The organism is Cupriavidus sp. OTU4054 (assembly GCF_038440175.1).
Taxonomy (GTDB): Bacteria; Pseudomonadota; Gammaproteobacteria; order Burkholderiales; family Burkholderiaceae; genus Cupriavidus; species Cupriavidus pauculus_D.
In genome coordinates, this window is sequence record NZ_JASATF010000008.1 from 76,505 (window position 1) to 103,006 (window position 26,502).

The 26,502-nt window shown below is 66.6% G+C and carries 26 protein-coding genes; 11 read left to right on the plus strand and 15 right to left on the minus strand.

The features are described from left to right. Position 1: 1 nt before the first annotated feature. Genes AAHB16_RS11990 through ureG form a run of 5 tightly spaced genes read left to right on the plus strand, consistent with a single transcriptional unit; the run spans position 2 to position 3,970 of the window. A complete protein-coding gene (locus AAHB16_RS11990; RefSeq protein WP_150372321.1) occupies positions 2-307 on the plus strand; it encodes an urease subunit beta in 306 nt (101 codons plus the stop codon). After that, positions 307-2,022, plus strand: a complete 1,716-nt coding sequence (ureC, locus tag AAHB16_RS11995) for an urease subunit alpha (protein WP_150372320.1) — start codon at positions 307-309, stop codon at positions 2,020-2,022. Before AAHB16_RS11990 ends, ureC begins: the two co-directional genes overlap by 1 nt. Positions 2,023-2,033: 11 nt before the next feature. Next, positions 2,034-2,636, plus strand: a complete 603-nt coding sequence (ureE, locus tag AAHB16_RS12000) for an urease accessory protein UreE (protein ID WP_342050962.1) — start codon at positions 2,034-2,036, stop codon at positions 2,634-2,636. Then, positions 2,637-3,329, plus strand: a complete 693-nt coding sequence (locus AAHB16_RS12005; protein WP_150372318.1) for an urease accessory protein UreF — start codon at positions 2,637-2,639, stop codon at positions 3,327-3,329. A 17-nt stretch (positions 3,330-3,346) separates the two neighbouring features. Further along, complete coding sequence (ureG, locus tag AAHB16_RS12010; RefSeq protein WP_150372317.1) at positions 3,347-3,970, plus strand: urease accessory protein UreG; 624 nt, start codon at positions 3,347-3,349, stop codon at positions 3,968-3,970. A 22-nt stretch (positions 3,971-3,992) separates the two neighbouring features. Here ureG and AAHB16_RS12015 read toward each other — a convergent pair whose 3' ends face one another. The 3 genes from AAHB16_RS12015 to AAHB16_RS12025 all read right to left on the minus strand — a co-directional run bounded on the left by AAHB16_RS12015 (position 3,993) and on the right by AAHB16_RS12025 (position 6,557). Next, the gene (locus AAHB16_RS12015; protein ID WP_150372316.1) at positions 3,993-4,388 is read right to left on the minus strand and encodes a helix-turn-helix domain-containing protein; all 396 of its coding nucleotides are present in this window, start codon (positions 4,386-4,388) and stop codon (positions 3,993-3,995) included. Between the two features lie 125 nt (positions 4,389-4,513). Then, a complete protein-coding gene (locus AAHB16_RS12020) occupies positions 4,514-5,206 on the minus strand; it encodes a glutathione binding-like protein (protein ID WP_342050963.1) in 693 nt (230 codons plus the stop codon). A gap of 88 nt (positions 5,207-5,294) precedes the next feature. After that, the gene (locus AAHB16_RS12025; protein ID WP_150372314.1) at positions 5,295-6,557 is read right to left on the minus strand and encodes an acyl-CoA dehydrogenase family protein; all 1,263 of its coding nucleotides are present in this window, start codon (positions 6,555-6,557) and stop codon (positions 5,295-5,297) included. A 135-nt stretch (positions 6,558-6,692) separates the two neighbouring features. Between AAHB16_RS12025 and AAHB16_RS12030 the strand changes: the two genes are divergently transcribed. Further along, positions 6,693-7,631 carry a LysR family transcriptional regulator gene (locus AAHB16_RS12030; RefSeq protein ID WP_150372313.1) on the plus strand — a complete coding sequence of 313 codons (939 nt, stop codon included), beginning with the start codon at positions 6,693-6,695 and terminating at the stop codon, positions 7,629-7,631. On the opposite strand, the gene AAHB16_RS12035 is transcribed toward AAHB16_RS12030, so the two are convergent. Next, positions 7,618-8,739 (minus strand): CAP domain-containing protein, encoded by a 1,122-nt coding sequence (locus tag AAHB16_RS12035; RefSeq protein ID WP_342050964.1) that lies wholly within the window; start codon positions 8,737-8,739, stop codon positions 7,618-7,620. The two genes, AAHB16_RS12030 and AAHB16_RS12035, sit on opposite strands and share 14 nt — an antisense overlap. A 251-nt stretch (positions 8,740-8,990) precedes the next feature. Here AAHB16_RS12035 and ggt point away from each other — a divergent pair, with 251 nt between their 5' ends. Then, a complete protein-coding gene (ggt, locus tag AAHB16_RS12040; RefSeq protein ID WP_150372311.1) occupies positions 8,991-10,898 on the plus strand; it encodes a gamma-glutamyltransferase in 1,908 nt (635 codons plus the stop codon). A 121-nt stretch (positions 10,899-11,019) separates the two neighbouring features. Here the strand turns inward: ggt and AAHB16_RS12045 are convergent, their stop codons facing one another. The 4 genes from AAHB16_RS12045 to AAHB16_RS12060 all read right to left on the minus strand — a co-directional run bounded on the left by AAHB16_RS12045 (position 11,020) and on the right by AAHB16_RS12060 (position 15,691). Then, positions 11,020-12,021, minus strand: a complete 1,002-nt coding sequence (locus AAHB16_RS12045; RefSeq protein WP_342050965.1) for a Bug family tripartite tricarboxylate transporter substrate binding protein — start codon at positions 12,019-12,021, stop codon at positions 11,020-11,022. A 175-nt stretch (positions 12,022-12,196) separates the two neighbouring features. Next, a complete protein-coding gene (locus AAHB16_RS12050; protein WP_342050966.1) occupies positions 12,197-13,273 on the minus strand; it encodes a phosphotransferase in 1,077 nt (358 codons plus the stop codon). 53 nt (positions 13,274-13,326) lie between these two features. Further along, on the minus strand, positions 13,327-14,106 hold the full coding sequence (locus AAHB16_RS12055; RefSeq protein WP_150372308.1) for an oxepin-CoA hydrolase, alternative type: 780 nt from the start codon (positions 14,104-14,106) through the stop codon (positions 13,327-13,329). A gap of 61 nt (positions 14,107-14,167) precedes the next feature. Then, a complete protein-coding gene (locus AAHB16_RS12060; RefSeq protein ID WP_150372307.1) occupies positions 14,168-15,691 on the minus strand; it encodes a 3-hydroxyacyl-CoA dehydrogenase in 1,524 nt (507 codons plus the stop codon). Between the two features lie 154 nt (positions 15,692-15,845). Between AAHB16_RS12060 and AAHB16_RS12065 the strand changes: the two genes are divergently transcribed. Next, positions 15,846-16,487: a glutathione S-transferase gene (locus AAHB16_RS12065; RefSeq protein ID WP_150372306.1), complete on the plus strand. Its 642-nt coding sequence runs from the start codon at positions 15,846-15,848 to the stop codon at positions 16,485-16,487. A 165-nt stretch (positions 16,488-16,652) separates the two neighbouring features. On the opposite strand, the gene AAHB16_RS12070 is transcribed toward AAHB16_RS12065, so the two are convergent. Continuing rightward, positions 16,653-17,807, minus strand: a complete 1,155-nt coding sequence (locus AAHB16_RS12070; protein ID WP_223851290.1) for a pyridoxal phosphate-dependent aminotransferase — start codon at positions 17,805-17,807, stop codon at positions 16,653-16,655. 73 nt (positions 17,808-17,880) lie between these two features. Next, positions 17,881-18,432 (minus strand): putative toxin-antitoxin system toxin component, PIN family, encoded by a 552-nt coding sequence (locus AAHB16_RS12075; protein ID WP_342050967.1) that lies wholly within the window; start codon positions 18,430-18,432, stop codon positions 17,881-17,883. 40 nt (positions 18,433-18,472) lie between these two features. On the opposite strand from AAHB16_RS12075, the gene yaaA reads away from it, so the two are divergent. Then, positions 18,473-19,258, plus strand: coding sequence for a peroxide stress protein YaaA (yaaA, locus tag AAHB16_RS12080; RefSeq protein WP_150372303.1), 786 nt, complete (start codon positions 18,473-18,475; stop codon positions 19,256-19,258). A gap of 17 nt (positions 19,259-19,275) precedes the next feature. Further along, positions 19,276-20,445, plus strand: a complete 1,170-nt coding sequence (locus AAHB16_RS12085; RefSeq protein ID WP_263364719.1) for a M14 family metallopeptidase — start codon at positions 19,276-19,278, stop codon at positions 20,443-20,445. A 39-nt stretch (positions 20,446-20,484) separates the two neighbouring features. Here AAHB16_RS12085 and AAHB16_RS12090 read toward each other — a convergent pair whose 3' ends face one another. The 3 genes from AAHB16_RS12090 to AAHB16_RS12100 form a co-directional block, all read right to left on the minus strand. Then, the gene (locus AAHB16_RS12090) at positions 20,485-21,342 is read right to left on the minus strand and encodes a BspC domain-containing protein (protein WP_446718088.1); all 858 of its coding nucleotides are present in this window, start codon (positions 21,340-21,342) and stop codon (positions 20,485-20,487) included. Between the two features lie 381 nt (positions 21,343-21,723). Further along, positions 21,724-22,596, minus strand: a complete 873-nt coding sequence (locus tag AAHB16_RS12095; protein WP_150372302.1) for an N-formylglutamate amidohydrolase — start codon at positions 22,594-22,596, stop codon at positions 21,724-21,726. Between the two features lie 19 nt (positions 22,597-22,615). Continuing rightward, the gene (locus AAHB16_RS12100; protein ID WP_150372301.1) at positions 22,616-23,605 is read right to left on the minus strand and encodes a Bug family tripartite tricarboxylate transporter substrate binding protein; all 990 of its coding nucleotides are present in this window, start codon (positions 23,603-23,605) and stop codon (positions 22,616-22,618) included. A gap of 181 nt (positions 23,606-23,786) precedes the next feature. On the opposite strand from AAHB16_RS12100, the gene AAHB16_RS12105 reads away from it, so the two are divergent. Further along, positions 23,787-24,674, plus strand: a complete 888-nt coding sequence (locus AAHB16_RS12105; protein WP_150372300.1) for a LysR family transcriptional regulator — start codon at positions 23,787-23,789, stop codon at positions 24,672-24,674. Positions 24,675-24,685: 11 nt separating this feature from the next. On the opposite strand, the gene AAHB16_RS12110 is transcribed toward AAHB16_RS12105, so the two are convergent. Next, entirely contained in the window at positions 24,686-25,861 is a 1,176-nt protein-coding gene (locus AAHB16_RS12110; RefSeq protein WP_342050968.1) for a vWA domain-containing protein, read from the minus strand. Between the two features lie 31 nt (positions 25,862-25,892). Then, a complete protein-coding gene (locus AAHB16_RS12115; protein ID WP_150372298.1) occupies positions 25,893-26,495 on the minus strand; it encodes a GNAT family N-acetyltransferase in 603 nt (200 codons plus the stop codon). Positions 26,496-26,502 lie beyond the last annotated feature (7 nt).

The following is a 26,502-nucleotide window of genomic DNA, read 5'->3' on the forward strand; positions in this document are numbered from 1 at the left end:
GATGATTCCCGGTGAACTCATGCCGCTGGACGGCGAGATCGAACTCAATGTGGGCCGCGCGACCGTCAGCGTGACGGTGGCCAATACGGGCGATCGCCCGATCCAGGTCGGCTCGCATTTCCATTTCTACGAAACCAATGCCGCGCTCGATTTCGACCGCGAAGCCGCGCGCGGCTTCCGGCTCAATATCGCCGCGGGCACCGCCGTGCGTTTCGAGCCGGGGCAGAGCCGCACGGTCGAGCTCGTCGCGCTCGATGGCGATCGCATCGTCTACGGTTTCAACGGCAAGATCATGGGAGCGCTGTAATGGTGAAGATCTCCAGGCAGGCCTATGCCGAGATGTTCGGCCCGACCACGGGCGACCGCGTGCGGCTCGCGGACACGGGGCTCGTGATCGAGGTCGAGCGCGACTACACGATCTATGGCGAGGAAGTGAAGTTCGGCGGCGGCAAGGTGATTCGCGACGGCATGGGGCAGAGCCAGCGCATGGCGAAGGACTGCGTCGATACCGTCATCACCAACGCGCTGATCGTTGATCACTGGGGCATCGTCAAGGCCGATATCGGCCTCAAGGGCGGGCGCATCGCGGCGATCGGCAAGGCGGGCAACCCGGATATCCAGCCCGGCGTGACGATCGTCGTCGGCCCGGGCACCGAGGTCATCGCGGGCGAGGGCATGATCGTGACGGCCGGCGGTATCGACTCGCATATCCACTTTATCTGCCCGCAGCAGATCGAGGAAGCGCTGATGAGCGGCGTGACCACGATGATCGGCGGCGGCACGGGGCCGGCCACGGGCACGTTCGCGACCACGGTCACGCCGGGGCCGTGGTACATGGAGCGCATGCTGCAGGCGGCCGATGCCTATCCGATGAACATCGGCTTTCTCGGCAAGGGCAACGCGAGCCAGGCCGGGCCGCTGACCGAGCAGGTCGAAGCCGGCGCGATCGGGCTCAAGCTGCACGAGGACTGGGGCACCACGCCGCAGGCGATCGATACCTGCCTGAGCGTGGCCGATGCCACCGACACGCAGGTGGCGATCCATACGGACACGCTCAACGAAGGCGGTTTCGTCGAGGCGACGATTGCCGCGTTCAAGGGCCGCACGATTCATACGTATCACACGGAAGGGGCGGGCGGCGGCCACGCGCCGGACATCATCAAGGTCTGCGGCGAGGCCAACGTGCTGCCGTCGTCGACGAACCCGACGCGGCCGTACACGGTGAACACGCTCGACGAGCACCTCGACATGCTCATGGTGTGCCATCACCTCGATCCGTCGATTGCCGAGGATATCGCGTTCGCGGAATCGCGGATCCGCCGCGAGACCATCGCGGCGGAGGACATCCTGCACGACCTCGGCGCGTTCTCGATGATCTCCAGCGACTCGCAGGCGATGGGCCGCGTGGGCGAGGTGATCATCCGCACCTGGCAGACCGCGCACAAGATGGCCGCGCAGCGCGGCAAGCTGCCCGGCGATCCGCACGATGCGCGCGGCGGCCACGACAACTTCCGGGTGCGTCGCTATATCGCCAAGTACACGATCAATCCGGCGCTCACGCACGGCATTGCGCATGAGGTCGGGTCCATCGAGGTCGGCAAGTGGGCGGACCTCGTGCTGTGGAAGCCCGCGTTCTTCGGCGTCAAGCCGAGCCTGATCCTCAAGGGCGGCATGATTGCCGCGGCGGCGATGGGCGATCCCAACGCATCGATCCCGACGCCGCAGCCCGTGCACTACCGGCCGATGTTCGCATCGGCGGGCGGCGCGCTGCCGCGCTCGTCGCTGACGTTCGTGTCGCAGGCGGCGCTTGCGGCCAACGTCGGCGAGCGCTATGGTCTGGCCAAGACGCTCGCCGCGGTGCGCGGCACGCGGACCGTGTCCAAGCGCGATATGGTGCTCAACGACTGGCAGCCGCATGTGACCGTCGATCCGGAGACCTATCAGGTCGTTGCCGATGGGCAGTTGCTGACCTGCGAGCCCGCTACCGTGCTGCCGATGGCGCAGCGATACTTTCTGTTCTGAGTGGTACCGACGTGATCAAGATCGACAAACATCTGCCCGCGCCGCACGGCATTGCGCCCGTGCTGGTCAAGCGCGCGGCCAAGCTCGTGCTGCCGTTTGGCGACCGCAGCAAGAGCCGCCTGCGCGCGGTGCTCGACAACGGTGGGGAAGTGGCGCTGTTCCTGCCGCGCGGCACCGTGCTGCGCGGCGGCGACCTGCTGGTGGCCGAGGATGGCGCGTTTATCGAGGTGCAGGCCGCGGCCGAGTCCGTGCTGCAGGTGACCGCGGATGACGCGCTGAGCCTGATGCGCGCGGCCTATCACCTTGGCAACCGCCATACGCCGGTGGAGGTGGGGCGCGACTATCTGCGGCTCGAGTACGACCCCGTGCTGGCCGATATGCTGGTCCGCCTGGGCGTCACGATCGCGCGCGCGGAGCTGCCGTTCGAGCCCGAGGCCGGGGCGTATGGCGGCGGGCACAAGCATGGGCACGACGCGACGTTTGCCGAGGATTATGCGGCCGCGCAGGCCGTGTTTCACGAGCATCATGGGCATGCGCACGACCACGGGCACGACCACGAGCATGGCCCGGGTTGCAACCATGACCACGGGCATGGCCATTCCCATCGTCACTGAATGACCGCGCTGCCCCAACTCATCTCCCTGCTGCACCTCGCCTCCCCCGCGCTGCCGATCGGCGGCTTCAGCTACTCGCAGGGGCTCGAGGCCGCGATCGAATGCGGTATCGTGCGCGACGCCGACACCGCCGGCCGCTGGATCCACGACAACCTCACGCATGTGCAGGCCACGTGCGAGGCGCCGGTCTGGCTGCTGCTGCACCGCGCGTGGCAATCGGGTGACCTCGCTGCCGTGCGCGAATGGAACGACTGGTTCCATGCCACGCGCGAGACCGCCGAACTGCGGCTGGAGACCGAGCAAATGGGCTGGTCGCTCGCGCGGCTGATCGCCCAGATGTCGTGGGGCGACGCCGCCATGCGCGACGCGCTGACCGCGTTCTCGCCCATCTGCCTGCCGACGGCCTTCACGGCCGCCTGCGTGGCGCTCCAGATCGACGCGCGCGATGGGCTGGCCGCCTATGCGTTCAACTGGGCCGAAAACCAGGTCGCCGCCGCGCTCAAGGCCGTGCCGCTCGGGCAGGTGGCCGGGCAACATATCCTGCGATCGCTGCACACGCCCGTGACCGGGATGGTCGAGGCCGCATGGCAGCGCGCCGAGGCGAATCCGCCAAGGCTTTCCACGTTTTCTCCGATGCTGGGCCTGCTGTCCGCGCGGCACGAGACACAGTACTCCCGGCTGTTCCGATCCTGAACCGAATCCGATCGATCATGACCCGTACCAAGAAGAATCCTCCGCTGCGTGTTGGCGTCGGCGGCCCCGTGGGCTCCGGCAAGACCACGCTGCTCGAAATGCTCTGCAAGGCGATGCGCGACCGCTACGACCTCGTGGCGATTACCAACGACATTTATACGAAGGAAGACCAGCGCCTGCTGACGATCTCCGGCGCGTTGCCGGCCGAGCGCATCATGGGCGTGGAAACGGGCGGCTGCCCGCATACGGCGATTCGCGAGGATGCGTCGATCAACCTCGAAGCCGTCGATCGCATGCTGGCGAAATTTCCCGATGCCGACGTCGTGTTCATCGAATCGGGCGGCGACAATCTGGCCGCGACGTTCAGCCCCGAGCTGTCCGATCTGACGATCTACGTGATCGACGTGGCTGGCGGCGAGAAGATTCCGCGCAAGGGCGGCCCGGGCATTACGAAGTCTGATCTGCTCGTGGTCAACAAGACCGACCTCGCGCCGTACGTCGGCGCGAACCTGGAGATCATGGAGAGCGATACGCGCAAGATGCGCGGCGAGCGGCCGTTCGTGATGGGCAGCGTGAAGTCGGGGCAGGGCCTGGCGGAAGTCGTGGCATTCATCGAACGCCAGGGCATGCTCGGGGTTTGAAACGGTCGTTGAAACGCCGTTCTCAGTTATCTTCCGCAGGGCGTCGCGCGTTCTTCTTGGCGAGGGCGCGCGCCACGGCCGCCACGACATCCTGCTCGGAGTCGTCGAGCGCGGCCATATAGCGCAGCGTCGCCTGCACGGCCGGAGACGATTCCGGATCGAACGGCGAGCGCGGTTCGTCGGAGTCGGTTTCGTCCGTGTGCTTCGAGAAGTCGAGCATCTCCGGCGGCGGCACGCCGAGCGTATCGGCGAGCGTGCAGATGTTGTAGAGCGCGACGTTCCGCGTGCCGCGCTCGATGCCGCTCAGATATGATCGCGCCAGTCCGCTTTCCAGCGACAGCGCTTCCTGCGACCAGCCGCGTTGCTTGCGCAACCACGTGAGATGTCGGCCGAATAGCTTGAGAGGATCGCCAGTCATGAGCCATTGTGGATTTTAAGTCGCTCAGAGACTAAGGGTTTTGGCCTGACCGTCACGACAACCTATAGGTCCCCGTTCTATCGGTGTCAGCCCCACCCACGGCCGCGATCGTCGCCGATCGGGCCTTATCTGCGCTGGTACTGCGTGGCGCCGAAAAGCATTTCGCGCGCCTTCTCGTCATGCTGCGGGCGGCGTTCGGCGGCGAGCACCTCCACGCCGCGCTGAACGGCGGGCCGCGCGGCGATGGTATCAAACCAGCGCTTCACATGGGGATAATCCTCGAGCTCGATGCCCTGGTTCTTCCAGCTGCGCAGCCACGGGAACGTTGCGATATCGGCAATCGAGTAACTGTTGCCTGCAAGCCACGGATGTTGGGACAACCGCTTGTCGATCACGCCGTAGAGACGCTTGGCCTCGTTGGTATAGCGATTGACCGCGTATTCGATCTTCTCGGGCGCGTAGATGCGGAAATGGTGCGCCTGGCCGAGCATCGGGCCCACGCCGCCCATCTGGAACATCAGCCATTGCAGGGCCTCGTACTTGCCGCGCACGTCCTCGGGCAGGAACTTGCCGGTCTTGCTGGCGAGATAGAGCAGGATGGCGCCGGACTCGAACAGCGAGATCGGCTGGCCGTCGGGACCGTCCGGATCGACGATCGCGGGAATCTTGTTGTTGGGACTGATCGCGAGGAAGTCTTCGCCGAACTGGTCGCCGGCGCCGATATTGATCGGATGGGCCTTGTACGCGAGGCCGCATTCCTCGAGCATGATGTGGACTTTGTGGCCGTTGGGCGTCGCCCACGTATAGACGTCGATCATTCCGTGCTCTCCTCGGTGGCGCAGTGCCTGACTGAAATGGATCGCCGATTAGAGCACGGAAGGAATAGGCCTGTGGCGGACGGGGTTTTCAGCCGCCGCGCGTCACCGGCATGTTCACGGCGTCCGCGCTGACATTCATATGCTTGGCGAGCTCGAGCTTGGCGATCGCGTTGCGATGCACCTCGTCCGGACCGTCGGCAAAGCGCAGCGTGCGCTGATGCGCCCACCAGTTCGCGAGCGGGAAGTCGTTCGACACGCCGGCCGCGCCATGCACCTGCATGGCCCAGTCGATCACGCGCAGCGCGGTGTTCGGCGCCACCACCTTGATCATCGCGATCTCGGCCTTGGCCACCTTGTTGCCGACGGTGTCCATCATGTATGCGGCCTTGAGCGTCAGCAGCCGCGCCATCTCGATATCGCAGCGTGCTTCGGCGATGCGCTCCTGCGTCACGCCCTGGCGCGCGATTTCCCTGCCGAACGCCACGCGCGACAGCGCGCGCTTGCACAACAGTTCCAGCGCGCGCTCGGCCACGCCGATGCTGCGCATGCAGTGGTGGATGCGACCCGGGCCCAGGCGGCCCTGCGCGATCTCGAAGCCGCGGCCTTCGCCGAGCAGCATGTTGCCCGCGGGGACGCGCACGTCCTTGAGCTCGATCTCCATGTGGCCGTGCGGGGCGTCGTCGTAGCCGAACACGGGCAGGAATCGCTTGATCGTGATGCCCGGGGTATCGGCCGGCACGATGATCATCGACTGTTGTTCATGGCGCGGAGCGTCGGGGTTCGTCTTGCCCATCACGATGTAGACCTTGCAGCGCGGATCGCCGGCGCCCGACGACCACCACTTGGTGCCGTTGATCACGTAATGGTCGCCGTCGCGTTCGATGCGGCAGCGGATATTCGTGGCGTCCGACGAGGCGACGTCGGGCTCCGTCATCAGGAACGCCGAGCGGATCTCGCCGCGCAGCAGCGGTTCGAGCCACTGGTCCTTGAGTTCTTCGGAGGCATAGCGCTCGAACGTCTCCATATTGCCGGTGTCCGGCGCGGAGCAGTTGAACACCTCGGCGGACCACGGCGCGCGGCCCATGATCTCGCACATCGGTGCGTATTCGAGGTTCGAAAGGCCTTGCGGCGCGCGGGGCGAGCGCGGCAGGAACAGGTTCCACAGGCCGGCTTCGCGGGCCACGGGCTTCAGGTCCTCGACCACGCGCGTGGGGATCCAGGCATTGCCCGCTTCGCGGTTCGCCTGGATCTCGGCGTAGAACTTCTTCTCGTTCGGATAGATATGCGCGTCGAAGAAGGCCAGCAGGCGCTCCTGCATCTGCTTGACCTTCGGCGAATAGTCGAAATCCATGGCGTCTCCTCGTCTGCGCTCAGCGCGTCGGCTTTCAGCGATTGGGCCACTCTACCCGATGGCATGTAATAAGAGAAATGAATTTACTGGATTTGCCAGTATCAATGTCCTGCATTCCGTGACAGAATGGCCCGCATGCAGCTATCCCGGATCGACCTCAACCTCTTCGTGGTGTTCGACGCCATCTACAGCGAGGGCAGCATCACCGCGGCCGCGCGCCAGCTCAATCTGACGCAGCCCGCGGTCAGCCATGCGCTGGGGCGGCTGCGCACGCTGTTCGACGATCCGCTGTTCGAGCGGCGGGGGCAGGGGATGGCGCCGACCCCGCTCGCGCGCTCGCTCTCGGGCGAGGTGCGCGGGGCATTGCAGTCGTTCGCGCGGACGCTGCAGGACACGCCGCATTTCGATCCGACGGCCACGGTGCGGCGCTTCACGATCGGCATGCGCGATGCGCTGGAGTCGACGCTGCTGCCGCCGCTGATGGCGCGCGTCACGGCGCTGGCGCCGCACGTCGATATCGCGGTGATCCGCTTCGACCGGCGCGAGATGGAGTCGGAGTTGCTGGCGGGCACGCTCGACGCGGCCATCGATATCCTGCTGCCGGTGTCGCCGGCGATCCACCACGCGGCGTTCATGTCGGACCCGATGGTGGTGCTGGCGCGGCGCGACCATCCGCTGGTGAAGAAGGAACTGACGCTCGAGCGCTACCTTGCGGCCGAGCACCTGCATGTATCGTCACGGCGCCGTGGCGCGGGGCTCGAGGATCAGGCCCTGCACCGCATGGGCCTGACGCGACGCGTGCGGCTACGGTGCCAGCACTATGCGGGCGCCTGCCGCGTGGTCAGTACCACCGATCTGCTGGCCACGTTGCCGTTGCGCTATGCGCGCATTGCCAACGAGCCTTATGCGAACCGCATCCTCTCGCTACCGTTCGCCGTGCCGGCGCTCGAACTGCATCTGTACTGGCATGGCGGGGGAGAGAACGATGGGGCGAACCGGTGGCTGCGGGAACAGCTGCTCGCGGTGATGCAGTCGCTGGGCGGTACGCCGCCCGAGAACCCTACAGCGTCGTGAACGACCAGTTCAGGTTGACGCCCTGTCCGCCGAGCGTTCCCGTCACCGTGACGCTGTAGCGCGTCCCGCTGGCCAGCGGTGCGGTCGGCGTGCACATCGCCAGTCCGCGCGCGGCGCCCGACATGCCGGCGGTTCGCGCATCGACCTTCTCGCAAGGCACGTTGCGTCCCTGCGCATCGGTTATCGTGAACGTGTCCGCGTTGAACGCCAGCGCCGTGTCGATGGCCTGCAGCGTGACCGGATAGCCGATCGTCTGGCCCGCGTAGGCCGGCGCCGGATTGGGACTTTCGTTGTTGACCCAGCTGGCCGGCACATCGGCCTGGCCGTCGTACGGATACGCCACCATCAGATTGTCCGCGCCACCCTTGCTGGCATCGGCAAGGTCGATGGTCTGGTAGTAGCTCGCCGACGTACCGCCATTGCTGCCGGCACCGACGCTTTCAGCGAAGCCGCTGCCTGCCGAACCGTAGCTGCCGAGCAGCGCCGCGCGGTGGAAGGGCGCGTTGATCAGATCGACGACCAGCGCATCCTTTGGCGTCATCGACAGATTGGCCCCCGCGGCCGAGGTCCAGCGATTGCCCGTCGCCACCACCTCGGCGGTGGCGTTGGTCGGATACACGGCCTGAATCCGCCCGTTCGCCGTCGCGCCGGTGAAGCCCGGCGCCCCCGACGTCTCGTCATGCGTGAGCGTCTGGCTGGCGAGCATGTACGCGGTGTGATTCTGCGCGGAGGTCCCGAGCGCATCGCGCGCGGTCAGCGGCGGCAGGCCCACCTGCTCGCGGCGATAGTTGGCATAGCAGAGCCCCGCGCTACGCGCGTCGTCGAGCACGCGATAGCCCGACACGCCCGTGCCGCGCGCCGGCAGCACGCCGATCGCGCTCGTCACCGGCGCGGCAGCGTTGCCCGTGACCGTGTAGCACGCGCGCGCTGTCGTGGTGGCGGGAGACGGGGCCCCCGGCGCGGCGGTGGACGCCTGCGCGGCCGTGCCCGTGCCCGTACCCATGCCTGGACTCGCGGTGGACGCCGCGGCCTGCGGCGCGGCACCGCCCTCGTCGCCCCCGCCACCACAGGCGGCGAGCAACGCGGCCGCGCTGACAGCGAGCGGCAAGGCAAACGGCAAGACGAAAAAACGGCGCGAAATCAACGGCGTGGAGCGGCCCATCACAAATGTATCCCCGGTAAGACAAAAACCGGACGATGTTAGGGATTCAACGAAAGGCGGGCCAGCATGCAAACATTTATTTACGTTGTGATCCGCGCGCGCTGCACGAACCCACCGCGCCGTCCGCGTCGAAACCCGCCGCCATACGCGGCCCAAGCCGCTACAATCGCCCTCATTCTTCCCCCCAGGAGAGCGGCATGTCCGACGCGGCAAACGAGAGCAAGAAGACGAATAACACCCTCTGGCGCGCGACGCTGGCGCTAGCCATTGCCGCCGCGCTCAGCGCCTGCGGCACGACGGACAAGTCCGCGGACGGCACCGGTGCCGCGCAGACTGCCGCCCCGGCCACGGCGGCGCCGCAGGCTTCCACCGCCGGGCTGCCCCCGGCGCCCGAGGTGTCCTCCGGTTATCGGCCGGGGATGAGCACCATCTACGGTCAGCGCCATATGGCCGCCGCCGCGAATCCGCTGGCGACGGAAGCCGGCCGCGAGATCCTGCGTGCGGGCGGGTCCGCGATCGACGCGGCCGTCGCCATGCAGGCCGTGCTGACGCTCGTCGAGCCGCAGGCCACGGGCATCGGCGGCGGGGCGTTCATCATGTACTGGGACGGCAAGCGCGTGCAGGCCTTCGACGGCCGCGAGACCGCGCCGGCCGGCGCGACGGAAAACCTGTTCATGCGTCCCGACGGCAAGCCGATGGAGTTCTCCGAAGGCCAGATCGGCGGCCGCTCGGTCGGGACGCCCGGCGTGCTGCGCGCGCTCGAACTGGCGCACCGCCAGCATGGCCGCTTGCCATGGGCCCGCCTGTTCCAGCCCGCGATCAAGCTCGCGGAGGGCGGCTTCCCGATGTCGCCGCGCCTCTACACGCAGGTCGCCGCCGACAAGTTCATGGGCGGCTCGCCGGAAATGACGGCGTACTTCCTGGACGCGCAGGGCAAGGCCAAGCCGGTCGGCACGATCATCAAGAACCCGCAGCTCGCGCAGACGCTGCGCCAGATCGCGCGCCGCGGCCCCAACGCGCTCTACACGGGCCCGATCGCGCAGGAGATCGTCACGAAGGTCAACGGTCATCCGAATCCGGGGAGCCTGTCGGCGAAGGACTTGATGCAGTACAAGGCCGTCGAACGCAAGCCGGTCTGCACGGACTACAAGCAGTGGAAGGTGTGCGGCATGCCGCCGCCGTCGTCGGGCGGCATCGCCATCGCGCAGATTCTGGGCACGCTGGAGGCGCTCGAGAAACGTGACCCGCGCTATGCGCTGGCCAGCCTCAAGCCGCGTCAGGTCAACACGCCCGCGCTGATGGAGGCGGATCCGCTCGCCGTGCACGCGATCTCGGAAGCCGATCGCCTCGCGTATGCCGACCGTGGCCTCTACGTGGCCGACGCCGACTTCGTGCCCGTCGATGTCGCCGGCCTCGTCAACCCGTCGTATCTGGCCGAACGTGCCGGGCTGATCGGCGACAAGAGCATGGGCAAGGCGCAGCCGGGCGTGCCGGCCGGCACCAAGGTCGCGTTCGCGCCGGACCCTTCGCCGCCGCGTATCTCGACGTCGCAGATCGTCGCGGTGGATGACCGCGGCGGCGCGATCTCGATGACCACAACGATCGAGTCGTATTTCGGGTCGCACATCATGGTGCGCGGCTTCATGCTCAACAATCAGCTCACGGACTTCTCGTTCACGCCGAGCGAGAACGGCAAGCCGATCGCGAACCGCGTGCAGCCGGGCAAGCGTCCGCGCTCGTCGATGGCGCCGACGCTCGTGTTCGATCGCGAAAGCGGCCGCCTCGTCGCCACGCTCGGATCGCCGGGCGGCTCGCAGATCATCGAGTACGTGTCGAAGACGCTCGTGGGCCTGCTCGACTGGGACATGGATGTGCAGAACGCCGTGGGCATGGCGAACTTCGGCAGCCGCAACGGCCCCACCGAACTCGAGAAGGGACTCGTGACGCCGCAACTGGCCGAGGCGTTGCGCCAGCGCGGCCATCAGGTGGCGGAGATCGAGATGACGAGCGGCACGCAGGCCATCGTGCGCAAGACGCGTGACGGCAAGCCCGTCTGGGCCGGCGGCGCCGACCCGCGCCGCGAAGGCGTGGCGCTCGCGGACTGAGCGCGCGCCCCGGAAATGAAAAGGCGAGGGCAGTTGCCCTCGCCAAACAGACCCCCCAGACCGCAGTCTTCCCGGTGTATCGCCCCGGGTTCGACTGCCCGTCAGACGACGGTCAATACCGTCACGCGTCGAGCTTCACGCCCGACGACTTCACGACCTCGGCCCAGCGCTTCTCCTCGGTCACGAACCACTTGTTCGTCTCGGCCGGCGTCATCGTCACGACTTCCGCACCCTGGCCCGCGAGCTGCGCGCGAATCTCCGGCGTGCGGATGATGCGGATGAGCTCGCTGCTCAGGCGTGCGACGATCGCGTCGGGCATGCCCTTCGGCGCCATCACGCCCTGCCACGTACCCGATTCGAAGTTCGCCACGCCTTGCTCGGCAATCGTCGGCACCTGACCGACCAGCGGCATGCGCGTCTTCTTGGACACGGCCAGCAGCTTCAGCTTGCCCGCCTGCACCTGCGGCAGCGTGGCCAGCATGCCGTTCATCAGCACCTGCGCGGTACCGCCGACGGTATCGGCAATCGCCTGCGCGCCGCCCTTGTACGGCACGTATTGCCACGCGGCGCCGGTCGCCTGCTGCACGGCCACGCCGGCCAGGTGCGGCGCGCTGCCGATGGCCGTCACGGCGAAGTTCAGCGTCTGCTTGTGCGACAGCGCGACCAGTTCCTTGAGGTTGTTCACGGGTACGCTCGGATGCACCACCAGCAGGTGCGGCGAGTAAGCGAGCATCGCCACGCCCTTGAGGTCCTTGTCCGGGCTGAAGGTCAGCTTGGTGTAGACCGACGGGCTGATGGCCAGCGCGCCCACGTCGCAGAGCAGCAGCGTGTGATTGTCGGCGCCCGACTGCGCGACCATGGCGGCACCGATGTTGCCGTTGGCGCCGGGGCGGTTATCGACGACGATCGGCTGGCCCAGCGCCTCGCCGAGCTGCTTGCTGATCAGGCGCGCGATGATGTCGGAGGAGCCGCCGGCGGGGTAGGGCACGACGAGGCGGATCGGGCGATTGGGCCATTTGTCTTCGGCCCATGCAGACATGGGCGCAATCAGGCCCGACGTGCCGAGCGTACCGAGGGCGGCGAGCCCGGATGCCTGACCGAGGAAGCGACGGCGTGCGTTCATTGTATGTCTCCAGTAACGCTTATCATAAGATGTCGTACAACATGTGTCGCGAGTGTAGACGCGTTTCCGGAGCAGGTCTATTAGGGATTAACGCTTACCCATCACGCAAAGATGGGCATCCGGAGATGCCCATCGCGCTGATCAGTTGTCTGATGACATCTGCGGGGGATGGGCGCTATCTGCCGGCCTTCTGCGCATACACCCACCCCATCTCGGCCATCGGCCGCGCCCGCTTGCCCGCGTCGGTGGCCTGCGCGGAAGAGGCCGTGCCATCGACGACGCGCTTCATGATGCCCTGCAGGATCCCGGCAATCCGGAACATGCTGAATGCGAGGTAGAAATTCCAGTCGCCCGTGATCGGCCGCCCGGTGCGCTGCTCGTAGCGCTTGCGATAGGCCGCTTCGTCCGGGATCCCGAGCCCCGCGTGATCGAGCCCCGCGATGCCGCGGAACTGCCCCGGCGCGATATGCCAGCTCATGCAGTGATAGCCGAAGTCCGCCATCGGATGCCCAAGCGTGGACAGCTCCCAGTCGAGCACCGCCAGCACCCGAGGCTCCGTGGGATGGAACATCAGGTTGTCGAGCCGGTAGTCGCCGTGCACGATGCTGGTCAGCGCATCGGCATCGGCGGGGATGTGCTCGGGCAGCCAGGCCATGAGGTTGTCCATCGCCGGAATCGATTCGGTCTCGGACAGCTTGTACTGCTTGGTCCACCGTTCGATCTGGCGCTGAAAGTAGTTGCCGGGCTTGCCATAGTCGGCCAGCCCGATCGCGCGATAGTCCACGGTATGCAGGGCCGCGATGACGCGATTCATCTCGTCATAGATCGCCGCCCGCTCGGCCGTCGACATGCCGGGCAGCGACTGGTCCCAGAGCACCCGTCCCGCCACGAACTCCATGATGTAGAACGCGCGGCCGATCACCGACTCGTCCTCGCACAGCGCGAACATGCGCGCCACCGGCACGTCGGTGCCCGCCAGCGCGGCCATCACGCGATACTCGCGTTCGATCGCATGGGCCGAAGGCAGCAGCTTCTCGCGCGGGCCGGGCTTCGCGCGCATCACGTAGGTCTGCTTCGGCGTGACGAGCTTGAAGGTGGGGTTAGACTGGCCGCCCTTGAACTGCTCGACGGTCAGCGGCCCGGCAAAGTCCTCGACATGCGCGCGCATCCACTGCTCCAGCGCGCCTACGTCGAAGCGCTGCTGGTCGGCCACCGGCCGGGTCCCTTCGAATTGCGAAACGTTGCTGCTCATGGTGTCTCCGTGGATCTTTTGTATTTGCCGCGAGCGTGCGTTCCGATGACGCGTTACCGATACTTCGGCTTGCGCTTCTCGAGAAACGCCCCGATGCCTTCGCCGGCATCCGCGTGATGGAGCGCGGAGACGAAGCTGTCGCGCTCCGCGGTCAGATGCTCGGTCAGCGTGGCGCCGCCCGCATGGTTGATCAGCGCCTTGATGCCGCGGATCGCGTTCGGCGATTCTTTCGCCAGCCCCTCGGCCAATCGCTGGGCCTCCACCAGCGCCTGCCCCGGCGGCACCACGCGATTGACGATACCGAATTGTGCAAGCCGGGCCGGGTCGATGGGTTTGCCCTCCATCATGAATTCGCTCGCGAGCTGGCGCGGCAGCATGCGCGCGAGTTCGTAGGAGCCGCCGCCGTCGGGCGTCAGGCCCACCTTGACGTACGCCATCACGAACTTGGCATCGCTCGCGGCCACCACGAAATCGCAGGCAAGCGCGAGCGAGAAGCCCGCCCCGGCCGCCGGGCCTTCCACGGCGGCGATCACGGGCTTGGGAAACGCATGCAGCGTCTCGATCCAGTGGTTCAGCGTCTCGATGCTCTCCGCCTGCACCGAGGGCGGCTTGGCGCGATTGCCGAGCAGGCGGTTCAGGTTGCCGCCCGCGCAGAACACGCCGTCGGCACCGGTAAAGATCACGGCGCGGATCGCGTCATCGCGCGCGGCCACCTCGAGCGCTTCGTGGGAAGCGGCATAGATGTCCGGGTGCAGCGCATTGCGCGCCTCGGGGTTCGAGATGGTGAGGATCAGCGTCCCGTCGACGCGTTCGGAAAGCAGTTGGGCGGTCATGGCAGCCTCTTGGAGGGCAAAAACAAAAAGGGCGCCCCGTGTCTCGTCGGGGCGCCCGCGATCAGGCTTCGTCGGTCAGCAGCGACAGGCCGAGGCCCGCGCGGCGCCACAGCCATGGACTCGGGCGGTAACGCATGTCGCCGGTCAGCCGGTCGAGATTGCGCAGCACTTCGACGATCACGTCGGCGCCGATCGCATCGCCGAGCGCCAGCGGACCCTTCGGATAACCGAGGCCGAGGTTCACCGCGAGGTCGATGTCGGTCGGCGTGGCGATGCGCTGCTGCGCGATATCGCTCGCGATATTCACGATCGTGCCGACGATGCGCTGGGCCACGAAACCGGCGGAGTCGCGAATCACGGTCACGGGCACGCCGTCGCTGGCGAACAGGCCGTGCGCGGCATCGCGCGCGGCGGCCGTCGTGGCCGGCGTGGTCATCAGCGTGCGGCGCTTGGTGGCCTCGAACGGCAGCAGCGTGTCGATGGCAACGGTACGCGTGGCATCGAGGCCTTCCATCAGCGCGGCCGAGGTCGCGTCGAGGCCCAGCGGGGTCACCACGATCAGCGCATCGGCGGACGGCGCGTTACCGGCTTCCGGCGCGATGCCGAGCGCGGTCAGCAGCTTGACGGTCATTGCATGGCCACGCTCGTTCGCGCGGCTCACCCACACGCTCGCGGGACGCGCGGCCGGCGCGGGCGCGGCGGCCGGCACCTGCTTCTGGCCATCGACGTAGGCATAGAAACCGCCACCCGACTTGCGGCCGAGCAGGCCGCCGACCGAACGCAGCGCCGTGATCGGCGACGGACGGTAGCGCGGTTCCTGGTAGAACTGGTTGTAGATCGACTCCATCACGGGGTGCGACACATCGAGCCCGGTCAGGTCCATGAGCTCGAAGGGGCCCATGCGGAAGCCGGCCTGCTCGCGCATGATATTGTCGATATCGGCGAACGAGGCCACGCCTTCCTGCGCGACCTTGAGGCCCTCGATGTTCATGCCGCGGCCCGCGTGGTTCACGATAAAGCCCGGCATATCCTTGCAGCGCACCGGCGTGTGGCCCATGCGGCGCGACAGCGCCATCAGCGCGTCGCCCACGGCGGGGTCGCCGGACAGGCCGTCGATTACCTCGACCACCTTCATCAGCGGTACCGGATTGAAGAAGTGATAGCCCGTGACGCGGCCGGGGTGTTTGGCGCCCACGGCGATCGCGGTAATTGACAGCGACGAGGTGTTCGATGCGATGATCGCTTCCGGACGTACGATCGCCTCGAGCTTCGCGATGAGGTCGCGCTTGACGTCGAGCTTCTCCACGATGGCCTCGAGCACCATGTCGCACGGTGCGAGGTCCTCGAGCGCGTTGCACGGCTTCACGCGGGCGAGGAACGCTTCCGCGTCGGTGGCACTGATCTTGCCTTTATCGGCGAGCCGGGCGAACGTGTCCTGCAGGTATTGACGCGCCGCGGCGACGGCCTGCGGATTCGTGTCGAACAGGTTGACGGTCAGGCCGGCCTGCGCGGCGATCTGTGCAATGCCGCGCCCCATGGCGCCGGTGCCCACGATACCGAGTGTTTCGATCGAGAAGTTGCTCATGATTCGTCCAGAAAGGTGTGGTTAAATTAGCACGATCGTACGTTTTTTGCACTCGGCGACCGCCCGTAGTTCGCTACGTGGCGTGCGCTGATCGGCCATTCGCCGTCAAGCCGCGCCGGATAGAGCGCAGCGATTGCCACCAGGAGAGAGAGACATGCTGAAGCTATGCGGATTCGCCGCCAGCAACTATTACAACAAGGTGAAGCTGGTGTTGCTGGAAAAGAATTTGCCGTTCGAGGAAGAGCTTGCATGGATCGGCGAGACCGACACCGCGGCCTCGCCGGTCGGCAAGGTGCCCTACATGATGACCGATGCGGGACCGCTGTGCGAATCGGAGACGCTCGCGGAGTACATCGAGGCCACGTATCCGCAGCATGCGCTGCTGCCGTCGGACCCGTACCAGGCCTGCAAGGTCCGCGAGCTCGTGACGTTCATGGAGCTCTATCTGGAGCTCACGGTGCGCGAGCTGTATCCGGAGGCGTTCTTTGGCGGGAAGGTCAGCGACAACGTGAAGGCGCGGCAGCTGAAGTTGCTCGAGCGCTACGTGCCGGGGTTTGCGGCGCTGGCGAAGTTCTCGCCGTATATCGCGGGCGACACGTTCACGCTGGCCGACTGCGCGGCGGTCTGCCATCTGCCGCTGGTCTCCTCGGCGACGAAGATCATCTACGGCCGCGACATGCTCGCGGATCTGCCGGTGAAGGACTACCTGAAGCGCATGGGCGAGCGGCCCACGGTGCGGAAGGTCATGGAGGACCGGAAGGTCAATGCCGAAGCGATGATGGCTCGCTACGCCTGACGCGAGATAGCGAGCCCATGGTTTTCTCCCCGCTCCCCCTTGGGGGAGAGGGGCCGGGGGAGAGGGGGTAAGAGAACCTATTGTTTTCTCCCCTCTCCCTTGGGGAGAGGGGGCGGGGGAGAGGGCGCCGCCCGCGGCGGGCGGAGCACGCGTCGCGCGCAGCGCTCAGATCCGGGCGAGACGCTCCAGCGCCAGCGCCAGCGTCTCTTCCTTCTTCGCGAAGCAGAACCGCACCACCCCCGACTCGCGCGTCTGCGAGTAGAACGCGGACACCGGAATCGCGGCCACGCCGATCTCGCGCGTGAGCCACATCGAGAAATCGGCCTCGCTCATGTCGGAGATGGCCGAGTAGTCCACGCACTGGAAATACGTCCCATCCGACGGCAGCAGCTTGAAGCGCGTCGTCGCGAGCCCCGTGCGGAAGAAATCGCGCTTGGCCTGATAGAACGCGGCCAGTTCGAGATAGGGCTTCGGGTCGGCCATGTAATCGGCCAGCCCATGCTGCACGGGCGTATTCACCGTGAACACGTTGAACTGGTGCACCTTGCGGAACTCCGCGGTCAGCGCGGCCGGCGCGGCCACGAAGCCGACCTTCCAGCCGGTCACGTGATAGGTCTTGCCGAAGCTCGACACCACGAAGCTGCGGCGCGCGAGTTCGGGATGCCGCGACACCGATTCGTGGCGCTGGCCGTCATAGACCATATGCTCGTAGACCTCGTCCGACAGCACGAGGATATCGGTGCCGGCGAGCAGGTCGGCCAGCTGGTTCATGTCCTCCTCGCGCCAGATCGTCCCCGTGGGGTTGTGCGGCGTGTTGATAAGGATCATGCGCGTGCGCGGCGTGATGGCGGCGGCCAGCTTGTCGAACGGAATGCGGAACAGCGGCGCTTCCAGCGCCACGGGCACCACGGTGCCGCCCGCCAGCTCGATCGCGGGAATGTAGCTGTCGTAGCAGGGCTCCAGCACGATCACCTCGTCGCCCGGATGCACCGCGCAGAGGATCGACGTCAGCAGCGCCTGCGTGGCGCCCGCCGTGATCGTGATCTCGCTGTTCATGTCGTACGTATGCCCGTACAGCGCCGCGATCTTGTTCGCGATCGCCTCGCGCAGCTTCGGCACGCCGGCCATCGGCGGGTACTGGTTGTGGCCCGCGCGCATGGCGCCCGTCACCGCATCGACGATGCGCGGGTCGCAATCGAAATCGGGAAAGCCCTGGCCCAGGTTGACCGCGTTCTTCTCGGCGGCAAGCGCCGACATCACGGTGAAGATCGTGGTGCCGACCTTCGGCAGGCGCGACAGCGGCGGGGTGAGGGGGGACATGCGCGGTGACATGCGCGGGGCGAGCGAAGAGTCCATGGAGCGATGTGGGAAGGGTAGCGATGTGCCCGACATTTTAGCGGGGTTCGGCGGCGGCGGCCTGCCATGCGGCGAGCCACGGGCCGAAGGCGGCCGGCTGCAGGATCTCCACCCCGCTCGAGCGGCGCAGGCGGCTCCTGAGCTTGAGCACGGCCTTGTCCTTCGACACCAGCACCGCCGCGCGCGAAAAATGGGCGAGTTCGACGAATTTCTGGTCGTCCGTGTCGCGGCAGCGCGCGAGCCGTGCCGCGGCAATCTCGGCGTCGTCGGGCGTCGGCGCGAGCGTCGTGTACCGATCGACTTCGGCCAGCGCGGCCGCGTTGTCCACCGCGAACCGCGCGAATTGCGGGTACTCGAGCACGCGCCGCAACTCTTCCCGGCAGTCGGCGCGGATCACCGGCGCAATGGTTCCGGCCTCCAGCGCGGCGCGGATCGGCGCCACGTACGGGTCGCGGAACACGAGCAGATCGATCCAGATATTGGAGTCGAGGACGACGCGCGGCGCGGCGGGAGATACGGACGCAAATTCGGTCGCAAATTCGGCCGGGATGGGGGTCGCCGACGCGTCGGCGATGGGTTCGGTGGGCATTCGCTACAATCGGGTCTTTGTTTCTGCCCGCGATTTTGCCATGCTCATCGTCCTGTCTCCCGCCAAGTCCCTTGACTACGAGACGCCCGCGCCCATCAAGACCCATACGATGCCGCGCTTTATCGACCGCTCGGCCACGCTGATCGAGCGCCTGCGCCGTCTGGCGCCGCAGGACGTGTCCGCGCTGATGGACATCTCGGACAAGCTCGCGGTGCTCAATGTCACGCGCTATGCGGACTGGTCCGCCGAGTTCACGGCCGCCAACAGCAAGCAGGCCGTGCTCGCGTTCAACGGCGACGTGTACGACGGCCTCGACGCGAAGTCGCTGACCACCGACGACCTCGCCTTCGCGCAGAAGCACCTGCGCATCCTGTCCGGCCTGTACGGCCTGCTGCGCCCGATGGACTGGATGCAGCCGTACCGGCTGGAGATGGGCACGCGCCTCGACAACGCCGCCGGCAAGGACCTGTATGCGTTCTGGGGCGACGATGTCACCAGGCTGCTGAACAAGGACATGTCGGACCTCAAGCATGAGGGCCCGGCCACGCTGATCAACCTCGCTTCCGAGGAATACTTCAAGGTGGTACGTCCCAAGGTGCTCAACGCGCGCGTGATCACGCCCGTGTTCGAGGACTGGAAGGGCGGCCGCTACAAGATCATCTCGTTCCATGCCAAGCGCGCGCGCGGCACCATGGCGCGCTATGCGGTCACGCATCGCGTCACCGAGCCCGCCAGGCTGCGCCGCTTCGCCGAGGACGGCTATGCCTTCGACAAGGCCGCCTCGAGCGACGACCGCTGGGTGTTCCGCCGCCGGCTGGAAGACTGAAGAAGGAAACCGCACCGATGACGACTTCCCTGCAATCCCCGCTGTATATCTCCTCGTCCTTCGATTCGGGCGCGATCGAGGTCGAATCGATCGCCCGCGCGGACGCCGGTGGTGCCAACGATATCCGCCTGCGCATCCGCGCCGACTCGCACGCGGACTTCCGCCAGTGGTTCCACTTCCGCCTGCAGGGCGCGGGCGGCCAGGCCTGCACGCTGCGCTTCCTGAACGCGGGCGAGTGCACGTATCCCGATGGCTGGCGCGATTACCGCGTGGTGGCCTCGTACGACCGTGCGAACTGGTTCCGCGTGCCGACGCAATACGACGGCACCACGCTGACCACGCAGTTCACGCCCGAACACGACAGCGTGTGGTTCGCGTACTTCGAGCCGTATTCGGAGGAGCGCCACCTGTCGCTGCTGGCCACGTGTCAGCGCTCGCCGCTCGCGCGGCTGACGCATCTGGGCAGCACCGTCGATGGCCGCGACCTCACGTGCGTGACCGTGGGCCAGCCGGGGCCGGGCAAGAAGACCATCTGGATGATCGCGCGCCAGCATCCGGGCGAGAGCATGGCCGAATGGTTCTGCGAGGGCGTGCTGCAGCGCCTGACGGGCACGGGCATGTGGCTCGGCGATCCGGTCGCGCGCCGCCTGCTGGACCGCGCGGTGTTCCATATCGTGCCGAACATGAATCCCGACGGGTCCGCGCGCGGCAACCTGCGCACCAACGCGGCGGGCGCGAACCTGAACCGCGAATGGATGGCGCCGTCGGCCGAGACGAGTCCCGAGGTCTGGCACGTGCGCCGCGCGATCGAGGCGACGGGCGTCGATATGTTCTTCGATATCCACGGCGACGAGGCGCTGCCGTACAACTTCGTGGCGGGCAGCGAGATGCTGCCGGGCTTCACCGAAGCCCAGCGCGAGCAGCAGAACCGCTTTATCGAGGCGTTCAAGCGCGCCACGCCGGACTTCCAGGACAAGTACGGCTACGCCGCGAGCAAGTACAACGCGGATGCGCTCAAGCTCGCCTCGAAGTACATCGGCCACACGTTCGGCTGCCTCGCGCTCACGCTGGAGATGCCGTTCAAGGACAACGCGGACCTGCCGGACGCCGCGGTCGGCTGGAACGGCCAGCGCAGCGCGCTGCTCGGCACCTCGATGCTGCAGGCGATTCTCGAGTATCTGGGCTGACGGGATCGCGCCCCCGCCGCGAAGGCGCGGGCCACGGCGTCACGGCTTCTTTTTCGCCGTCGACTTCGTGCTTGTCTTCGAGGACGACGTCGACTTCGTCGCGCTCGATTTGGTGCTCGACCTGGCGCTCGTGCCATGGCTGGACTTGGCCGTGGCCTTGCCTTTCTTGGCCTTGCCGCGGCTCGACGAACCCGTCGCGACGGCCGGTGCGGCCGCCGGTTCGCTGATCGTATCGCCATTGCTGTCGAGCAATTCGTACGCGAGCATCATCCCGTCGCTGTAACCGCACCGCACCTTCACGGGCTGCCATTGCGCCTCGCCCTGGCGCTTGTGCGCGCTGGCGGTGAACGTGACGACCGATGTCACGGGTACCGCCTGCTTGCCGGGCGAGAACCGCCCATTCCACGCTTCCACCGTGGCCGCGTTCGCGGCGAGCGCGCCGGTGGGAATCTTCAGGGCATCGAACGTCGGCGACCGTGGCACGACCCAGCTGGCATGCGCGGCGCAATCGGCCACGTCGGGCGCGGCGTTGTCGGTCTTCATCAATTGCTCGCGCATCTGCGAGCGGTACTCGGCCAGGCTCACGCGTCCCTTGTCGGGCAAGGTCACGGTCTTGGTCGGCGTTTTGGCGCCGGAGGCCGGCGGCGAGCCGGGGCGGTTGGAAGGCGGCGCCATGGCGGACCCGGAGGCGCCGGCAGCGGCGGCGGAAGGCAAAGCGGGCGTTGCGGCGGGCGCTGCGGGACGGGGCGCGGCGCTGGCGCTCGGGGCGGGCGTCGCGGAAGCATCGGTCTGGTCCGACGGCGTGGTGGCGCATCCGGCCGCCACGATTGCCCCGGCCACCGCGGCAGTCAGCATGCGGAGCCGGGTGCCTAGCAGGTGGGTAAACATTCGGATCACGGAATCTGTTTGCTGGCGTCAGCAAAGGGATTGGCAAAGGACTGCCATGATAGAGGATGCCGCCGCCGGAAAGTTCGTAAATGTTGTTACCCTTCCTTTTGCGTACCCATGGCGGATACGCATAGCGGGTGCGATCGTCGCGTATCGACGCGCATCTCGCGGCAATGCGAAGGTGGCGCTCACGTGGAGAGGCCCGTGATGCCGTGCGCCGATACCAGACGGCGCGAGGCGCGCGCAAGAGAGAAAAAACCCCGTGAGGCGTCGACGAGACGATTCGTTTGCACGATCGCGTCGACATCCGCACGGGGTTCGCGGGCCGGGGAGAGGCCCGGTTGCCGGCTACCGACTGCTGCTTACCGATTGCTGCTTACCGATTGCTATCTACGATTTGAGCGAGAAGCGCGCGAGGTCGTCCATCAACGCTTCCAGATTGCGCCGCAGCGTGCCGAAGCCCGCGTTGTGCGCCAGTCCGGCTTCATCCATGTAGAGCTTGCGATTGACCTCGAGTTGCAGGCTGTGACGGTTTTCCTGCGGCCGGCCCAGCACGCGCACGATTTCCACGCCCTTGTACGGGTGGTTGCGCCACACGTCGTAGCCCATGTCCTTCAGCAGGCCTTCCACGCGGTCCGTGAACCGCTTGTCGCACGTGGTGCCGTCGCGGTCGCCGACCACGAAGTCCGGATGCGCGATGCCGGGGTGTTCCGTCGCGTATTGCGCGGCCTGGCTCGGCATCGAGTGGCAGTTGATGTGGAACATGTGGCCATGGCGGGCGACCGCCGCATCCGACAGCTTTTGCAGCTGCGCGTAGTACGGCACGTAGTAGTCGCGGATGCGAGCCTGCACTTCGGCGACCGACAGCTTGCGCGCATAGAGCGGCTCGCCGGTGTCGAGCACGCGCCAGACCAGTCCCTTGCCGAGCCGCGTCTTCGAGGTTTCCTGCTTCGCGTCGGGCCATGCCGCGTCCAGCAGTTTCTCGTCGATCTCCTCGAGGCCGCGGTTGGCATCGAGGTAGCTGCGCGGGAAGCCCGCGCACAGCAGCGGAATGCCGCGCGCCGGGGCGCCGGCGTAGAGCTCGTCCACGAACGTGTCCTCGGCCTGCCGCAGCAGCGGCAGCGGGAGGCCCGCGTCGTAGCCGAAATCGGCGGGGTACTGCGTGCAGCTATGCGGCGAGTCCAGGAACAGCGCACCGCAGTCGCCCGCGGGCATATGCAGCTGATACGGTGCCTGGGGCGCCGATCGGTCGGTATCCGTCATGAGGCAATCCGTCAGGCGATCAGTCGAGCGAGATCTTGGCAGCGGCGGCCACGCGCTTGTTCTTGGCCACTTCGCTCGAGATCTGCGCGGCGAAGTGGGCAGGCGTGTCGCCCACCGGCGTTGCGCCCAGTTCCTCGAACTTCTTCTTCACTTCCGGCAGCGCCAGCACCTTCACGGCCGCGGCGTTCAGCTTCGCCTGGATGTCCGCGGGCAGCTTGGCCGGCGCGATCAGGCCGAACCATGCGGAGTCGTTGACTTCGCCGAGGCCCAGTTCCGCGAACGTCGGCACGTCCGGCAGTGCCGCGACGCGCTTCGGCGATGCCACGGCGAGGGCGCGCAGCTTGCCGCTCTTGATGAACGGCAGCGACGACGGCAGGTTGTCGAACAGTACCTGCACCTGGCCGGCCAGCGCGTCATTGAGCGCCGGGCCCACGCCCTTGTACGGCACGTGCAGCAGTTCGGTCTTGCTGCTCATCTTGAACAGCTCGCCCATCATGTGCGACACGCTGCCATTGCCGGCGGACCCGTAGGCGATCTTGTTCGGCTCGGACTTGGCCAGCGCGATGAACGCCTTCATGTCGTTGGCCTTGACGGCCGGGTTCACGCTCATCACGTTCGGCACCGACGCCAGGTTCGTGATCGTGGTGAAGTCCTTGGTCGCGTCGTACGACAGCTTCGGGTACACGGCCGGGTTGATGCCATGCGTGGAGGCCGTGGCGATACCCAGCGTGTAGCCGTCGGGCGCGGCCTTGGACAGGTACGCGGTGCCGATGCTGCCGCCGGCGCCGCCGCGGTTATCGACGACCACGGCCTGGCCCAGTTCCTGGCCGAGCTTGTCGGCGACGATGCGCGCGACGATATCGGTGGTGCCACCGGCCGGGAACGGCACGACGAGCGAGATCGGCTTGGTCGGGTACGAGCCTTGCGCGAAGGCGGGCAGGGCGAGACCGCCAACGGCGGTGGCGGCGGCGGCAACAGCGAAGGCGCGAAGCAGGGGACGGCGTTGCATGAGAACGGTTCCGTTTGAAATTGGCGAGGATTGAGGATCGACGTCTGTTGGGACCGACCGTCGTTTATCGGGCTGTGCGTAAATGTCTGTGTTTGCGTGCAATTTTGCGTCCCTCGCACGCGGCATGCAAACGATTTAAAATCCCGGGGTCATTCCAATTGGTATTGAACCGAGGAGTCGTATGCGACGCTTATGCCCGTCGATGACGGAGCTGCAGGCGTTCGAGGCTGCCGCCCGGCATAACAGCTTCACGCTTGCCGCGCGGGAACTCCATGTCACGCAGGGCGCCGTCAGCAAGCAGGTGCGGAGCCTGGAGGCATTCCTTGGCGTCGAACTGTTCGAGCGCGTGCGCCAGCGGCTGCTGCTGACCAGCGCCGGGGAGCGCTATCTCGAACGTATCCGCCCGAGCCTCAACGAGATCGAGGCCGCCAGCGTCGAACTGATCGCGCGCAAGGGGCGGGGCGGCATTCTCCATATCGCGAGCATGCCGACGCTCGGCGCCAAGTGGCTGATCCCGCGGCTGCCGCAATTCTTCACGCGGCACCCCGAAGTCACGCTCGAGTTCGTGCCGCACGCACAGGGCTACGATTTCTCCGAGCCCGATCTCGATGCGGCGATCCGCTTCGGCGATGGCGTCTGGCCGGGCAGCCTCGCCGACTACATCACGGGGCGCGAGGTCGTGCCCGTATGTCGCCCGGGTCTGATGGGTGGAGAGCGCGATGGCATCGCGGACGCGCCCGAGACGTTGCTCCGTTACCCGCTGCTGCACCATACGACGGTGCCCGAGGCATGGCCCGACTGGCTGTCCGAACTCGGCGTGTCCACGCGGCAGGCATGGAGCGGCGCGCGCTTCGATCAGTTCTCGCTGCTCACGCAGGCCGCGGTTTCGGGCCTCGGCATCGCGTTGATTCCGCGCTGCCTGATCGAGGAGGAACTGTCGACGGGCGCGCTCGTGATTGCGCACCCCGCGCACGTGCTGGCAAAGAAGGGGTACTACCTTTGCTATCCCGAACAGAAGGCCCATATGCCAGCGCTGCAGATTTTCCGCGCGTGGCTCATGGAAAGCTGACCGCTTCGCCGTTATTTCGTCAGTACCCGCATCGCCTGCTCGAGCCCCGCGATCGTCACCGGATACATGCGAGACTTCATGATCTGGCTGATCACGGTGATCGACTGCCGGTACTGCCAGAGGCCTTCCGGCTCCGGATTGAGCCATACGAAATGCGGAAACTGCTCGATCAGCCGGTTGAGCCAGACCGCGCCCGCCTCGGGATTGTTGTATTCGACCGAGCCCCCGGGCTGCAGGATCTCGTAAGGGCTCATCGTCGCGTCGCCGACGAAGATCACCTTGTAGTCGGCCGTGTACTTGTGGATCAGATCCCACGTGGAGATCTTTTCCGCATGGCGGCGCCGGTTGTTCTTCCACACGTGGTCGTACACGCAGTTGTGGAAGTAGAAATACTCGAGGTGCTTGAACTCGGTCTTGGTCGCGGAGAACAGTTCCTCCACGCGCTTGATGTGATCGTCCATCGAGCCGCCGACGTCCATCAGCATCAGCACCTTGACCTTGTTGTGCCGCTCGGGCCGCAGCTTGATGTCGAGCAGGCCCGCATTGGCCGCGGTGGAGTGGATCGTGTCGTCGAGATCGAGCTCGGTGTCCGCGCCTTCGCGCGCGAACCGCCGCAGCCGGCGCAATGCCACCTTGATATTGCGCGTGCCAAGCTCGACCGAGTCGTCGTAGTCCTTGTACGCGCGCGCTTCCCATATCTTGATCGCCGTGCGATTGCCCTTGGACGGCCCGCCGATGCGAATGCCTTCGGGGTTGTATCCCCCATGTCCGAACGGCGACGTGCCGCCCGTGCCGATCCACTTGCTGCCGCCCTCGTGCTTTTCCTTCTGCTCCTCGAGCAGCTGCTTGAGCCGCTCCATGAGCTTGTCGAGCCCGCCCATGGCCTCGACCTTCGCGCGCTCCTCGGGCGAGAGTTCGCGTTCGAGCGTCTTTTGCAGCCAGTCGAGCGGAATGTCGCTCTTCCAGTCGACGAGGTTCTCCACCCCCTGGAAGTAGGCCGCGAACGTCTGGTCGAACTTGTCGAAGTGCTTCTCGTCCTTGACCAGCGTCATGCGCGACAGGTAGTAGAACTCGTCGATCGAGGGCGAGATGACCTGCGCGCGCAGCGCTTCCAGCATGGTCAGGTACTCCTTGACCGAAACCGGCAGCTTGGCGTGGCGCAGCGAGAAGAAGAAGTCGATCAGCATCGTGGCCTCCGGGGGAGCGCGGCGGACGTCCTCAGCGCGGACGCGCCAGCTGGAACTGCAGGTGCGACCGCACCATCGGCCATTCGCTGGCGATGATCGAGAACACCACGGTATCCCGCAGCGAACCGTCGGGCAGTCGCTGGTGGCTGCGCAGCACGCCATCCTGCTTGGCGCCCAGGCGCGCGATCGCGGCACGGCTCTGGTGGTTCATCCAGTGCGTGCGGAATTCCACGGCGATGCAGTGGCGCTTGTCGAACGCGTAGCCCAGCAGCATGAGCTTGCATTCGGTGTTCAGCGGACCGCGCTGCACGCGGCGCGCATACCACGTGGAGCCGATTTCCACGCGGCGATGGGTCGCGTCGATGTTCATGAAGTTGGTCATGCCCACGACGTCGCCCGTGTGGTTGCAGCGAACCGCGAACGGCTGCCACAGGTCCTGCTCCTGCAGCGCCAGGCGGCGCCTGATCTCGCCCTCCATGGCGTCGGGCGCGGGCACGGCCGTATACCAGAGCTTCCAGAGCTCGCCATCGGCGACGGCTTCCGCGAGGCCCGCCGCGTGCGCGGTGGACAGCGGTTCCAGCGTGGCGTGGCGGCCGACCAGCGTGGTCGGCTGAACGAAGGCAGTGGTCGTCATGGAGGGA